This window comes from Streptomyces sp. NPDC058697, from assembly GCF_042715345.1.
In the GTDB taxonomy this organism is placed as follows: domain Bacteria; phylum Actinomycetota; class Actinomycetes; order Streptomycetales; family Streptomycetaceae; genus Streptomyces; species Streptomyces liliifuscus.
This window is the reverse complement of record NZ_JBHXSU010000013.1, coordinates 103,271-116,411: the sequence shown is the minus strand read 5'-3', so window position 1 is coordinate 116,411 and position 13,141 is coordinate 103,271. Positions and strand designations below refer to the sequence as shown.

Below are 13,141 nucleotides of genomic sequence, written 5' to 3'. Positions count from 1 at the left end.
CCGGATCGCTGAAAGTAACGTACGGATAACGAAACCTACCGATCTACAGGTCGCGCGTGCAGGATGGAGGGACGGTACGGACTTCGACGAGGAGGCACCGCCATGGCGGGAACCCAGGGAACCCGGTCCACCCCGGCCGACCAGGCACGCGAGGCCGTGGTCGGGACCGCGCTCGCGAAACTCGACCTGGACGCGAAGACGCGGCTGCTCGCCGGACAGGACATGTGGTCCCTGCCCGCCCTGCCGGAGATCGGCCTGAAGTCGCTGGTCATGTCCGACGGTCCGATAGGGGTACGGGGCGTGCGCTGGACCGCCGACGACCCGTCCATCGCCCTGCCGTCCCCGACCGCGCTCGCCGCCACCTGGGACCCCGCCCTGGCCCGCCGCGCCGGCGTCCTCCTCGCCCAGGAGGCCCGCCGCAAGGGCGTCCACGTCCTGCTCGCCCCCACGGTCAACCTGCACCGCTCCCCGCTCGGCGGCCGCCACTTCGAGGCGTACAGCGAGGATCCGTATCTCACCGGACGGATCGGCTCCGGGTACGTGACCGGCGTCCAGGAGGGCGGTGTCGGCACCACCGTCAAGCACTTCGTCGCCAACGACGCCGAGACCGACCGCTTCACCGTGAACAACGTGGTCTCCGAACGCGCCCTGCGCGAGCTCTACCTGGCCCCCTTCGAGGCGATCGTCGAGAACGCCCACCCCTGGGGCATCATGACCGCCTACAACTCGGTCAACGGCACGACGATGACCGAGCACCGCTACCTGGTCAACGAGATCCTGCGCGGCGAGTGGGGCTTCGACGGCTTCAACGTCTCCGACTGGATGGCCGCCCGCTCGACCGTCGCCGACATCGAGGGCGGCCTGGACGTCGCCATGCCGGGACCCACCACCGTGTACGGCGAGAAACTCGCCGCAGCCGTACGCGCCGGAGAGGTGGCGGAGACCAAGGTCGACGACGCCGTACGCAACGTCCTGCGCCTGGCTGCCCGCGTCGGCATCCTGGACGGCGCCGAACCGGTGGTCACCGAGTTCCCGGCGGAGGTCGACGGAGAGTCGCTGGCCCGCGAGATCGCCCGCCGCGCCTTCGTGCTCGTACGCAACGAAGGAGCCCTCCCGATCCCCGAGGGCCGGTCGGTCGCCCTCATCGGCGCCGCTGCCCGCGACGCCCGCGTCCTCGGCGGCGGCTCCGCCGTCGTGTTCCCCGCCCACGTCGTCTCCCCGCTCGACGGCCTCACCGCCGCCCTGCCCGAGGGCACCCTGACGTACGCGGTCGGCGCCGACCCGAACGAGGAACTCGCCGCCGCCGACATGGGATTCGAGCTGCGCGCGGTCTGCCGCGACGCCGCCGGCACCGTCGTCGGAACGGGCTCCGCACCGAGCGGCCACCTCCAGTGGATGGGCGACGACCTGCCCGACGGAGTCACCCACGACAACTTCCACAGCGTCGAACTGACCGGCACCTTCACCCCGCGCGAGAGCGGCCCTCACACCTTCGGAATCAAGGGACTCGGCGCCTTCACACTCACGGTCGACGGCACGACGTACTTCGACGAGGTCCAACGGGCGGAGAAGGACGACCCGTTCGTGACGTTCTTCGGCGCTCCGGTCGAGCGCGCCACGGTGGACCTGACCGCCGGTGACACCTACGAGGTCTCACTGCGCCACGTCGTCTCCGTGCCCGAGCACGTCCCCATGAAGGTCGTCGCCTTCACGCTCACCCACCAGGAGCCTCAGCGCGACCCCGACGAACTGATCGCCGAAGCCGTCGAGGCCGCCCGAGCCGCCGACACCGCGGTCGTCGTGGTCGCCACCACCGAACGCGTCGAGTCCGAGGGCTTCGACCGCAAGGACCTCCGACTCCCCGGCCGCCAGGACGAGTTGGTCCGCGCGGTAGCCGCCGCCAACCCCGACACGGTCGTGGTCGTCAACTCCGGCTCCCCGGTGGAACTCCCGTGGCGCGACGACGTGTCCGCCGTACTCCTCAGCTGGTTCCCGGGCCAGGAGGGCGGCGCCGCCCTGGCCGACGTCCTCACCGGCACCCACGAGCCCGGCGGCCGCCTCCCCACCACCTGGGGCTCCCTCACCGATGCCCCGGTCACCCAGGTCACCCCCACCGACGGCGAACTCCCGTACACCGAGGACGTGTTCATCGGCTACCGAGCCTGGGAGAAGGAGGGCCGCACCCCGGCCTACCCCTTCGGCCACGGCCTCGGCTACACGGACTGGACCTACGACGAGATCGACGTGACGGGCAGGACGGTCACGGTCCGCCTCACCAACTCCGGCCCCCGCAAGGGCCGCGAGACCGTCCAGATCTACCTGGCCGGCCGCCTGGCGGGCTTCGCGACGGCAGAGGCACCCCCGGGCGAAACAGTCACAGTCACCATCGAACTCCCGCCCCGAGCCTTCGAGACCTGGGACGAACAGACCAACACCTGGACCCCGCTGAAGGGCTCATACGAGCTAGAGGCATCCCACTCACTCACCGACTGCAGGCTGAGGGCGAGTGTTGAAGTCTGACCCGCACTTGGGGCTTTGGGCTTTTGGTCTTTAGGGGCGCGGGGAACTGCGCGACCAGCCACAACGCACCCGCAGCTCAAAACGGCGCCCCACCCCTCACGCCGGAGGCGTACGCGAGGTCACAGCCGCATACGCCATCTCCGCAAGCCGCGCCTGCCCATTCTTACTGGGATGGAACCAGTCCCAGTGACTCAACTGCTCCGTACCGAACCGATACTCGAACACCGCCCCACCATCGAACCGGCACCGCTCGTCCTTCGCGCACACCTCCCGCAACACCGAGTTGTACGCCTCCACCCGATCCTGCACGGTGTCCCGCCGCAACGTCGCAGCCGAGTCCAACGCGTCGGCGTCACCGAGCATCGACGGGCAGATCCCGAGCTTCCAGATCTGCTTGCTCAGCTGATTGGTCCGCCCCTCCGACCACAACCGCTTCAGATCGGGCACGCTGGACACGTACACCTGCGTCTTCGGCAGCGCCTCCCGCAGCGTGGTCAGCGCGTCCCGGAACTGGGTGCGGAACTCCGCCACCGAGGTCATCGCGGACACGGAAGAGCGGCAGGCGTCGTTCGCGCCGGCCATGACCGTGACCAGCTCGGGCTTCCTCGTCGCGGCCTGGGTCATCTGGCCGGGCAGATCGGCCATGCGGGAGCCGGTCTGCGCGTAGTTCCAGCTGCGCTGGACCGCACCGGCCGGGCCGAGGAGCCGTACGGCGAGGCTGTTCACCTTCGTGTCGGTGCCGGTCGCCCAGGAGACCTCGGGGCAGTCGGACAGGACCGAGCAGGCGTCGAAGCCGCGGGTGATGGAGTCGCCGACGGCGGCCAGCGAACGCGGGCTGCTGTCCCAGTCGGGAGTGGGTTTGGGGGACGGTTTCGCGGCCCGCGCGGAGGTGCCGGAGGGTCCCGGGGAGTCGCCGCCACTGGCGTCGCATCCGGCCAGTCCCGCGACTCCCAGCAGGGCCGCCACCGCGGCCGCGGCGACACCTCGTGAACCGTGACCACGCTTCCGCATCCCCAGTTCCCCTCGTTCGTCACGCAACGGCGGCGTCCCCAGGGGCGTCCCCCTGGGTGGCTGTGTTTTCCCGGGGGGCAACCCCCGGACCCCCGGCCGGGTGCCCGCCACGCGTCCCGCCGGGTGAAACCTCCGTGTTTCCGGGCGCTGGGACCGACGGTACGTCACACTCCTTGCGCCGCCGCACGGTAGCCTCGCCACGTGGCTGCCCAGCCACTGACGTTCCGCCAAAGTACAAGATGCCCGCTCTGTCCGGAGGTCCCAGTGACGACACGTGGAGTTCTCTACGTGCACTCCGCGCCGCGTGCGCTGTGCCCGCACGTCGAATGGGCAGTCGCGGGTGTGCTCGGCACGCGAGTCAGCCTCGACTGGATCCGGCAGCCCGCGTCCCCCGGCACCTGGAGATCCGAGTTCTCCTGGAAGGGCGAGGTCGGCACGGCCTCCAAGCTCGCCTCGGCGCTGCGCGGCTGGCAGATGCTGCGCTTCGAGGTCACCGCCGAACCGTGCGCCACCGCCGAGGGAGAGCGCTACAGCTGCACCCCTGAACTGGGCATCTTCCACGCCGTGACCGGCATCCACGGCGACATCCTGATCCCCGAGGACCGCCTGCGCGCCGCCCTGGTCCGCTCCCAGCAGGGCGAGACGCAACTGGAGTCCGAACTCACCAAACTCCTCGGCAAGCCGTGGGACGACGAACTGGAGCCCTTCCGCTACGCAGGCGAGGGCGCCCCGGTCCGCTGGCTCCACCAGGTGGTCTGAACCTTTCAGCCGGGCGCGCCCCTTCAGGGGCGCGGGGAACTGCGCGACAAGCCCCCACCGACGGTCAGCCGAAATCCAACGAACGACAAGTGGCCCGGGTTCCTCAAGGAGGAGCCCGGGCCACTCACCGTAAGCACAAATACGGCTGAAATCAGACCGTACGGAACGCCAGAACCACGTTGTGCCCACCAAACCCGAACGAGTCGTTCAGCGCGGCGATCCGCCCTTCGACGGGCAACTTCCGAGCCTCGCCACGAACGATGTCGGCGGCGGCCTCCGCCTCGGGGTCGAGGTTGTCGACGTTGATGGTCGGCGGCGCGACCCGGTGGTACAGCGCGAGCACCGTGGCGACGGACTCGACACCACCCGCACCACCCAGCAGATGCCCGGTCATGGACTTCGTACCGGAGACCGCGAAGTGGTCGGTGTCGTCACCGAAGACCTTGCGCAGCGCCTTCAGCTCGGCCACGTCACCGGCCGGCGTGGAGGTCGCGTGCGCGTTGACGTGCACGATCTCCGCCGGGTTCAGGTCCGTGTTGTCCAGCAGGTTCTGCAGGGCGTGGGCGATGCCCCGCCCTTCGGGCTCCGGCTGCACGATGTCGTGGCCGTCGGCCGAGATGCCCTGGCCGACCGCCTCCGCGTACACGCGGGCGCCGCGCTTGGCGGCGTGCTCGGCCGACTCCAGGACGATGACGCCCGCGCCCTCGCCGAGGACGAACCCGTCCCGGCCGAGGTCGTAGGGGCGCGAGGCGCCCTGCGGGTCGTCGTTGTTCTTGGACATCGCCATCATGTTGCCGAAGGCGGCGATGGGCAGCGGGTGGATCGCCGCCTCCGTACCACCGGCGACGACGACGTCGGCGCGGCCGGTGCGGATCATCTCGATGGCGTAGCCGATGGCCTCGGCGCCCGACGCGCAGGCGGAGACCGGGGTGTGCACACCGGCGCGCGCGCCGACGAGCAGACCCACGTTGGCCGAGGGGCCGTTCGGCATCAGCATGGGGACGGTGTGCGGGGAGACGCGGCGTACGCCCTTCTCCTTCAGCACGTCGTACTGGTCGAGCAGGGTCGTGACGCCGCCGATGCCGGAGGCGATGACCGCGCCGAGGCGGTCGGGGTCGACCGCCGCGTCCTCGCCCGCCTTGTCGGTGTAACCGGCGTCCGCCCAGGCCTCCTTGGCCGCGATCAGCGCGAACTGCGCCGAGCGGTCGAGGCGGCGGGCCTGCGGGCGCGGAATGACCTCGCCCGGCTCCACGGCGATCTGTGCCGCGATACGGACCGCCTGGTCGGCGGCCCAGTCCTGCTCCAGAGGGCCGACGCCGGAACGTCCGGCGACCAGGCCCTCCCAGGTAGAGGCTGCGTCGCCACCCAGCGGTGTGGTTGCGCCGATACCGGTGACGACCACGGTGCGATTGGTCGGGCTCACGGGAATTCTTTCTCCAACGGATACGAGGATTCAGCGGCGCCACCGCCGGGTGGCGGGGCTAGCAGCGTCCGGGGCTGGGGGTTGGCTCAGCCCTGGTGCTTGAGGATGTACTCGGTCGCGTCGCCGACCGTCTTGAGGTTCTTGACGTCGTCGTCGGGGATCTTGACGTCGAAGCGCTCTTCGGCGGCGACGACGACCTCGACCATGGACAGCGAGTCGACGTCCAGGTCGTCGGTGAAGGACTTCTCCAGCTGGACGTCCTCGACCGGGATGCCGGCGATCTCGTTCACGATGTCGGCGAGACCGGCGACGATCTCTTCCTGAGTGGCGGCCATGTCAGGCGCTCCTTCTTGTGTATCCAGAGGGTGTGGCGGTACTCCCGCCCGGAAGGATCCGGGCGGTGTGCCTAGGGGAGGGTAACGACCGTCGCGGCGTACACGAGACCCGCCCCGAAGCCGATGACGAGCGCGGTGTCGCCGCTCTTCGCCTCGCCGGTCGCCAGGAGCCGCTCCATCGCGAGCGGGATCGAGGCGGCCGAGGTGTTACCGGTGGTGCGCACATCACGGGCGACCGTGACGTGTTCCGGCAGCTTGAGAGTCTTCACCATCGAGTCGATGATCCGCTCGTTGGCCTGGTGGGGAATGAAGACGTCCAAGTCGTCCGCAGTGAGTCCGGCGGCGTCCAGCGCCTCCTTGGCGACCTTCGCCATCTCGAACACGGCCCAGCGGAACACCGCCTGGCCTTCCTGCGTGATCGCGGGGAACTTGACCTCGCCCTTGGAGTCCAGGGGCAGCTCGGACACGTCACCGATCCGGAAACGGTCCCAGGGGATGGTCTGCTTGATCGTGTGGGACTTGTCGCCCTCGGAGCCCCAGACGGTGGGGCCGATGTGCGGCTCCTGGGAGGGGCCGACGACGACCGCGCCCGCGCCGTCACCGAACAGGAAGGCCGTCGCTCGGTCCTCCAGGTCGGTCAGGTCGGAGAGCCGTTCGACGCCGATGACAAGCACGTACTCCGCGGAGCCCTCGACGACCATGCCCTTGGCGAGGGTCAGTCCGTAGCCGAAGCCGGCGCAGCCCGCCGAGATGTCGAAGGCCGCGGCCTTCGCCGTGCCGAGCTTGTCGGCGATCTCGGTGGCGACGGCCGGGGTCTGGCTGAAGTGCGAGACGGTCGAGACGACCACGGCGCCGATCTGCTCGGCGCTGATCCCGGCGTCGGCGATCGCCTTGCCGGACGCCTCGATGGACATGGCGGCGACGGTCTCCTCGTCGTTCGCCCAGTGCCGGGTCTCGATGCCGGAGCGGGAGCGGATCCACTCGTCGGACGAGTCGATCGTTTCGAGGATCACCTCGTTCGGCACGACACGGACCGGGCGGTAGCCGCCGACACCGAGGATGCGCGCGTACGGGGCGCCCTTGCTGGGCTTGATCTTCGACATGCTCTGTCGGCTCCTTACGCGCTCAGGCGGAGGCGTGCTCGGCGATGAGCTCGCGAGCCGCGTCCAGGTCGTCGGGTGTCTTCAGCGCCAGCGTCTTCACGCCGGGCAGCGCGCGCTTGGCGAGACCGGTCAGGGTGCCGCCGGGGCACACCTCCAGGAGCGCGGTCACGCCGAGTTCCTTGAAGGTCTCCATGCACAGGTCCCAGCGGACCGGGTTGGCGACCTGGCCGACGAGCCGGGCCAGCACCTCCGAGCCGGCGGAGACGGCCTGTCCGTCCTTGTTCGACACGTACGTGACCGTCGGGTCGGCGGGCGACAGCTCGGCCGCGGCGCGGGCGAGGGTGTCGACCGCCGGGGCCATGTGGTGCGTGTGGAACGCGCCCGCGACCTTGAGGGCCACCACGCGGCGTACGCCCTCGGGCTTGTCGGCCTCCAGGGCGGCCAGCTCCTCCAGCGTGCCGGCGGCCACGATCTGGCCCCCGCCGTTCACGTTCGCCGGGGTCAGGCCGAGCTTCTCCAGGTGCGGGATCGTCACTTCGGGGTCGCCGCCGAGCAGCGCCGACATTCCGGTGGCGGTGGCGGCGGTCGCCTCCGCCATGGCGAGCCCGCGGAGGCGGACGAGGCGGACGGCCTCTTCGTCGGGGAGCACGCCGGCGAGCGCGGCGGCGGTCAGTTCGCCCACGCTGTGTCCGGCGACGGCGCCGACCTTGAGCGGCAGCTGGGCGGGGTCGTCGAAGAGCGTGTACGCCGAGGTCAGCCCGGCCGCGACGAGGAGCGGCTGCGCCACCGCGGTGTCACGGATCTCCTCCGCGTCCCCCTCGGTGCCGTAACGGATCAGGTCGAGCTCCACGGCGTCGGACCACGCCTCAAGGGCACCGCGGACACCGGGGAGGTCGAGCCAGGGAGTCAGGAAGCCGGGCGTCTGGGCGCCCTGGCCGGGAGCGACGAGTACGAGCACTCTCACACTCTCTCTTGTGGATGGGCACGGCCGCCCGTGGGGACAGGGACGAAGAACAGGAGGGGGAATTGTAGGTCCCCGACAAAAGCCTAGAGCTGGGGATCTCCATCGGCCAGACGCCCCAGGATCAGCGCGATCCGCAGCGTGAACGCCGAACGTACATCCGAGGGCGACCAGCCGGTGACGTCAGTCACACGTCGAAGCCGGTAGCGCACGGTGTTGGGGTGCACGAAGAGCATCCGGGCCGCCCCTTCGAGACTGCTCGCCTGTTCGAGATAGACGCTCAGCGTCTCCAGGAGAGCGGACCCCGCTTCTTCCAGTGGTCTGTAGATCTCCTCCACCAGCTGTTCACGGGCGGAGGGGTCCGAGGCGATCGCGCGCTCCGGCAGCAGATCGTCCGCGAGAACCGGCCGCGGGGCGTCCTGCCAGGCGAAACACGCCTTGAGGCCGGCGGCGGCGGCCTGCGCGGAGCGGGTCGCGGCGAGCAGGTCGGGCACGACGGGCCCGGCCACCACGGGTCCCGCGGCATACGGCCCGATCAGGGACTTGGCGACACCGAGCGGATTGTCGCTGCCACCCGCGATGACGACCAGCCGGTCCCCGAGCACCCCGGTCAGCACCTGCAGCTTGGCGTGCCGGGCCGCACGGCGGATGGCCTCGACCGTCAGCTCGCTGTCACCGTCGGGTGCCGTGCCCAGCACCACGCACACATGCTCGGGAGAGTTCCAGCCGAGCGCCGCGGCCCGGGACACCGCACCTTCGTCGGCCTCCCCGGAGAGGACGGCGTTCACGACCAGTGACTCCAGCCGGGCGTCCCAGGCACCGCGCGCCTCGGCGGCCTGCGCGTACACCTGGGCGGTCGCGAAGGCGATCTCCCGCGCGTACACGAGCAGCGCCTCGCGGAGCACCGACTCGTCACCGGGAGCGGCCACCTCGTCGATGGCGCTCTCCATCACCTCGATCGTGGTGCGCACCATCTCGACGGTCTGGCGCAGGGTGATCGCCCTGGTCAGCTCGCGCGGCGCGGTGCCGAAGACGTCCGTGGAGATCGCCTGGGGAGCGTCCGGATGCCGGAACCACTCCTTGAACGCGGCGATACCGGCCTGGGCGACGAGGCCGATCCACGACCGGTTCTCCGGGGACATCGCCCGGTACCACGGCAGCGTCTCGTCCATGCGCGCGATCGCCTGGGCCGCGAGACTGCCGGACGACTTCTCCAGCCGCTTCAGGGTCGCGGCGTGCGCATGGGCGGCGCGGGCGGCGCGTTCGGTGTTGCTGGATTCGGGTTCGGGCACGGGACAAGACTGCCTTATCAGGACGGGAGTATGCGGCGGAGGGTCTCGGACGGCCCGTCCGACGGGTCTACGGTGGGTCCGTGATGGACGTACGGCGCGCCGACGAGCGCTACCGCGGAGGCGACCCGGCGGCCGGGATCGAGTCCCTGCACGCCTTCTCCTTCGGCCCGCACTACGACCCGGACAACCTCCGCTTCGGCGCGGTCATCGCCTGCAACGAGGAGCGCCTGGCGCCCGGCGCCGGCTTCGACGAGCACCCGCACAGCCACACCGAGATCGTCACCTGGGTCGTCGAGGGCGAGCTGACCCACCGCGACACGGCCGGCCACGAGTCGGTCGTACGCCCCGGCGACGTCCAGCGCCTCAGCTCGGCGGGCGGGGTCCGCCACATCGAACGCAACGACGGCGACACACCACTCCTCTTCGTCCAGATGTGGCTCGCCCCGCTGGAGCCGGGCGGCGACCCCGCGTACGAGGTCGTCCACGGCATCGCCGACTCCACCCCGTACGCCGTCCCGGAGGCGGCCGCGATGCTCCACGTACGCCGCCTGGCGCCGGGCGAACGCACGGCCGTCCCTGACGCCCCCTTCGTGTACGCCCATGTCGTACGCGGCGAAGTCCTGCTGGACAGCTGGGTGCTGAGCCCCGGCGACGCGGCCCGCATCACGGACGCGAAGGACCTGGAGGCGGTGGCCCGGGACGGGGCGGAGCTGCTGTTCTGGGAGATGGCGTAGGGAGGCTTTTACGGGGTGCCGGAGAGCTCGGCCAGCACCGCGTCCGTGAAGGCGGGCCACACCTCGACGGCCCACGGCCCGAACGCCCGGTCCGTCAGCGCCACGCAGGCCGCTCCCGCGTCGGGGTCGATCCACAGGAACGTCCCCGACTGCCCGAAGTGCCCGAAGGTACGCGGCGAGGACGAACTGCCCGTCCAGTGGGGCGACTTGGAGTCCCTGATCTCGAAGCCGAGGCCCCAGTCGTTGGGGTTCTGGTGCCCGTACCCCGGCAGGACACCCTTCGTCCCCGGGTACTGCACGGTCATCGCCTCCGCGACGGTCCGCGGGTCGAGCAGCCGGGGCGCCTGCACCTCGGCGGCGAACCGCACCAGATCGTCGACGGTCGAGACCCCGTCCTTCGCGGGCGATCCGTCGAGCGTCGTCGACGTCATCCCCAGCGGTTCGAGAACCGCCTGCTTCAGATACTCACCGAAGGGAATCTCCGTCGCCTTCGCGATGTGATCCCCCAACTGCTCGAACCCGGCATTGGAGTACAGCCGCCGCAGCCCCGGCGCCGCTGTCACCCGATGCTCGTCAAAAGCCAGCCCACTGGTGTGCGCGAGCAGATGCCGCACGGTAGACCCCTCGGGCCCGGCGGCCTCATCCAGCTCGACGGCCCCTTCCTCGTACGCGACAAGGGCGGCATAGGCGGCGAGGGGCTTGGTGACGGAGGCGAGCGCGAAACGCTGAGTGACGGGACCGTGGCTGCCGAGCACCGTGCCATCCGCCCGCACAACGGCCGCGGCAACGGTAGGAACGGGCCACTTCTCGATGAGGACGAGACTCTCCAAAGACATGAGCAAGAGCCTACGACCAGGGTGATGAGCGGGGTTCGGGCAGCACCCCAGTCTTTTAGGGGCGCGGGGAACTGCGCGACCAGCCACGACGCACCCGCAGCCGCCCACCGGTCAGAACTTCAGCCGCATCAAAGGATCAGGCGTACGAACAAACCCCATCGACGCATACAGCGGCGCAGCCTCCGCCGAAGCAGTCAGATCGATCTGCCCAACCCCCTCCTCCCGGAACCACCCCACCAACGCCTCCATACAGACCCGCGCATACCCCCGCCGCCGCACCCCGGGATCGGTCGCCACACTGAACACGTAACCGATCCGCCCATGCGGATTCCCGGCCCGCCCGATCCGGTACTCCACCGTCCCCACGACAAGCGCCCCCAACGCCCCCACTCGCTCGGGGTGATCGACGACGAATGCGGCGAAACCCCCGTCGGGATCGGCAAGCCGCCCCCGTACGGTGGTGAGGGACTCGGCATGCCAGTCGGTGGACGTGTCCGCCCCGGCCATGGAGTCGATCATCACCTGCCGCAGCCGGAGCAGTTCCTCGGCGTCCTCGGGCACGGCACGACGTACAAGACTCATGATCGGCACGGTAGCCACGGACCCCGGCCGATGTCGTCGGAATTTCATCGGAATCCGCTTGCTTGGAGTGCACTCCAAGGTTTTAGCGTTGAGGCCATGACGGTGATGGAGACCACGGACACCAGGAACGACACCTGTGCCGGCCCGCCGCACGCGGCCCGGCGTCCGGACGGCGAGGACCAGTACACGATCAGCGAGGTCGTCGCCTTCACCGGCCTGACGGCGCACACCCTCCGCTGGTACGAGCGGATCGGGCTGATGCCGCACATCGACCGCTCGCACACCGGCCAGCGCCGCTACAGCAACCGCGACCTCGACTGGCTCGACCTCGTCGGCAAGCTGCGGCTGACCGGGATGCCGGTCGCCGGGATGGTGCGGTACGCGGAGATGGTGCGCGAGGGCGACCACACGTACGCCGACCGCTTCGAGCTGCTCGAAGCCACCCGCCGGGACGTCCGGGAGCGGATCGCCGAGCTCCAGGACACCCTCGCGGTGCTCGACCGGAAGATCAATTTCTATGCGGACGCCGGGCGGGCCCTGGCGTCGGAGAGGTCCCGATGACGGACAGCAGGATCGCGAAGGCACAGCTCGGTACGGGCGGCCCCGAGGTCGGAGTACAGGGCCTCGGCTGCATGGGCATGAGCTTCGCGTACGGCCCGACGGACGCCGAGGAGGCCCGCGCCACGCTGGAGCGCGCGCTGGAACTCGGCGTGACGCTGTACGACACGGCGGACGCGTACGGGCAGGGGGAGAACGAGGAGTTCCTGTCGCCGTTCTTCCGGGCGCACCGGGACGAGGTCGTCATCGCGACCAAGTTCGCCATGACGATCCCGCCGGACGAGCCGACGAAGCGGATCATCCGCAACGACCGGCCGTACATCCGGCAGGCCGTGGAGGCGAGCCTCAAGCGGCTGAACGTCGATGTGATCGACCTCTACTACATGCACCGCCGTGACGTGGACGTCCCCATCGAGGAGACCGTCGGTGCCATGGCCGAGCTGGTCCGCGAGGGCAAGGTCAAGCAGCTCGGCCTCAGCGAGGTGACAGGCGGCGAACTCCGTGCCGCGCAGACGGTGCACCCGATCGCGGCCGTCCAGTCCGAGTGGTCGCTGTTCAGCAGGGACATCGAGGCGGGTGTGGTCCCGGCGGCGCGTGAACTGGGCGTGACGCTGGTCCCGTACTCCCCGCTCGGCCGGGGCTTCCTCACCGGCTCCTTCGCGAACGCGGACACGGACCTCACGGCCGACGACTTCCGCCGTCATCAGCCCCGCTACACCGGCGACAACGCGGCGGCGAACGCGGCCCTCCTGGAGCCGATCCGGGCGGTGGCGAAGGCCCACGACGCCTCCGCGGGCCAGGTCGCGCTGGCCTGGGTCCACCAGCAGGCGTCCGTCCACGACCTCCCGGTCATCCCCATCCCGGGCACCCGCAGGCGCACCCGGATCGAGGAGAACACGGCGGCCACACACATCGTCCTGACCGAGACCGAACTGGCCGTCCTGGACGAGATCGCCGCCCAGGTATCAGGCAACCGCTACGCGGACATGACGTTCGTATCGGCGGGCCGGGAGTAGAGGGCGCCCCG

13 protein-coding genes are annotated in these 13,141 nt (G+C 70.2%); 5 read left to right on the top strand and 8 right to left on the bottom strand.

Annotated features, from left to right (window positions below; all coding sequences use genetic code 11):
- Positions 1–102: 102 nt before the first annotated feature.
- Entirely contained in the window at positions 103–2,520 is a 2,418-nt protein-coding gene (locus ACFWXQ_RS28170) for a glycoside hydrolase family 3 C-terminal domain-containing protein (protein ID WP_383945386.1), read from the top strand.
- Positions 2,521–2,616: 96 nt separating this feature from the next.
- Here the strand turns inward: ACFWXQ_RS28170 and ACFWXQ_RS28165 are convergent, their stop codons facing one another.
- A complete protein-coding gene (locus tag ACFWXQ_RS28165; protein WP_383945383.1) occupies positions 2,617–3,531 on the bottom strand; it encodes an SGNH/GDSL hydrolase family protein in 915 nt (304 codons plus the stop codon).
- 264 nt (positions 3,532–3,795) lie between these two features.
- On the opposite strand from ACFWXQ_RS28165, the gene ACFWXQ_RS28160 reads away from it, so the two are divergent.
- Positions 3,796–4,290, top strand: coding sequence for a DUF3145 domain-containing protein (locus tag ACFWXQ_RS28160; protein WP_055611750.1), 495 nt, complete (start codon positions 3,796–3,798; stop codon positions 4,288–4,290).
- A gap of 151 nt (positions 4,291–4,441) precedes the next feature.
- Here ACFWXQ_RS28160 and ACFWXQ_RS28155 read toward each other — a convergent pair whose 3' ends face one another.
- The 5 genes from ACFWXQ_RS28155 to fasR all read right to left on the bottom strand — a co-directional run bounded on the left by ACFWXQ_RS28155 (position 4,442) and on the right by fasR (position 9,404).
- On the bottom strand, positions 4,442–5,713 hold the full coding sequence (locus tag ACFWXQ_RS28155) for a beta-ketoacyl synthase (RefSeq protein ID WP_189838052.1): 1,272 nt from the start codon (positions 5,711–5,713) through the stop codon (positions 4,442–4,444).
- 86 nt (positions 5,714–5,799) lie between these two features.
- Positions 5,800–6,048 carry an acyl carrier protein gene (locus ACFWXQ_RS28150; protein ID WP_055611752.1) on the bottom strand — a complete coding sequence of 83 codons (249 nt, stop codon included), beginning with the start codon at positions 6,046–6,048 and terminating at the stop codon, positions 5,800–5,802.
- A 71-nt stretch (positions 6,049–6,119) separates the two neighbouring features.
- Positions 6,120–7,151 (bottom strand): ketoacyl-ACP synthase III, encoded by a 1,032-nt coding sequence (locus tag ACFWXQ_RS28145; protein WP_055611753.1) that lies wholly within the window; start codon positions 7,149–7,151, stop codon positions 6,120–6,122.
- 22 nt (positions 7,152–7,173) lie between these two features.
- Positions 7,174–8,109 (bottom strand): ACP S-malonyltransferase, encoded by a 936-nt coding sequence (locus ACFWXQ_RS28140; RefSeq protein WP_383945378.1) that lies wholly within the window; start codon positions 8,107–8,109, stop codon positions 7,174–7,176.
- Between the two features lie 89 nt (positions 8,110–8,198).
- Positions 8,199–9,404, bottom strand: a complete 1,206-nt coding sequence (fasR, locus tag ACFWXQ_RS28135) for a fatty acid biosynthesis transcriptional regulator FasR (RefSeq protein WP_189838055.1) — start codon at positions 9,402–9,404, stop codon at positions 8,199–8,201.
- A gap of 80 nt (positions 9,405–9,484) precedes the next feature.
- Between fasR and ACFWXQ_RS28130 the strand changes: the two genes are divergently transcribed.
- Positions 9,485–10,138, top strand: a complete 654-nt coding sequence (locus ACFWXQ_RS28130) for a pirin family protein (protein WP_383945374.1) — start codon at positions 9,485–9,487, stop codon at positions 10,136–10,138.
- A gap of 8 nt (positions 10,139–10,146) precedes the next feature.
- Here the strand turns inward: ACFWXQ_RS28130 and ACFWXQ_RS28125 are convergent, their stop codons facing one another.
- Positions 10,147–10,974 (bottom strand): serine hydrolase domain-containing protein, encoded by an 828-nt coding sequence (locus ACFWXQ_RS28125; protein ID WP_383945371.1) that lies wholly within the window; start codon positions 10,972–10,974, stop codon positions 10,147–10,149.
- A 111-nt stretch (positions 10,975–11,085) separates the two neighbouring features.
- The gene (locus ACFWXQ_RS28120) at positions 11,086–11,556 is read right to left on the bottom strand and encodes a GNAT family N-acetyltransferase (RefSeq protein ID WP_383945368.1); all 471 of its coding nucleotides are present in this window, start codon (positions 11,554–11,556) and stop codon (positions 11,086–11,088) included.
- Positions 11,557–11,652: 96 nt separating this feature from the next.
- On the opposite strand from ACFWXQ_RS28120, the gene ACFWXQ_RS28115 reads away from it, so the two are divergent.
- Positions 11,653–12,117, top strand: coding sequence for a MerR family transcriptional regulator (locus ACFWXQ_RS28115; protein WP_383945365.1), 465 nt, complete (start codon positions 11,653–11,655; stop codon positions 12,115–12,117).
- A complete protein-coding gene (locus tag ACFWXQ_RS28110) occupies positions 12,114–13,130 on the top strand; it encodes an aldo/keto reductase (protein WP_383945362.1) in 1,017 nt (338 codons plus the stop codon). The genes ACFWXQ_RS28115 and ACFWXQ_RS28110 overlap by 4 nt, the downstream gene beginning before the upstream one ends.
- Positions 13,131–13,141 lie beyond the last annotated feature (11 nt).

Excerpts from the sequence above, each read along its gene's own strand:
- ACFWXQ_RS28170 (WP_383945386.1), top strand. The coding sequence starts at position 103 with ATGGCGGGAACCCAGGGAACCCGGTCCACCCCGGCCGACCAGGCACGC.
- ACFWXQ_RS28165 (WP_383945383.1), bottom strand. The coding sequence starts at position 3,531 with ATGCGGAAGCGTGGTCACGGTTCACGAGGTGTCGCCGCGGCCGCGGTG.
- ACFWXQ_RS28150 (WP_055611752.1), bottom strand. The coding sequence starts at position 6,048 with ATGGCCGCCACTCAGGAAGAGATCGTCGCCGGTCTCGCCGACATCGTG.
- ACFWXQ_RS28145 (WP_055611753.1), bottom strand. The coding sequence starts at position 7,151 with ATGTCGAAGATCAAGCCCAGCAAGGGCGCCCCGTACGCGCGCATCCTC.
- ACFWXQ_RS28125 (WP_383945371.1), bottom strand. The coding sequence starts at position 10,974 with ATGTCTTTGGAGAGTCTCGTCCTCATCGAGAAGTGGCCCGTTCCTACC.
- ACFWXQ_RS28120 (WP_383945368.1), bottom strand. The coding sequence starts at position 11,556 with ATGAGTCTTGTACGTCGTGCCGTGCCCGAGGACGCCGAGGAACTGCTC.
- ACFWXQ_RS28115 (WP_383945365.1), top strand. The coding sequence starts at position 11,653 with ATGACGGTGATGGAGACCACGGACACCAGGAACGACACCTGTGCCGGC.
- ACFWXQ_RS28110 (WP_383945362.1), top strand. The coding sequence starts at position 12,114 with ATGACGGACAGCAGGATCGCGAAGGCACAGCTCGGTACGGGCGGCCCC.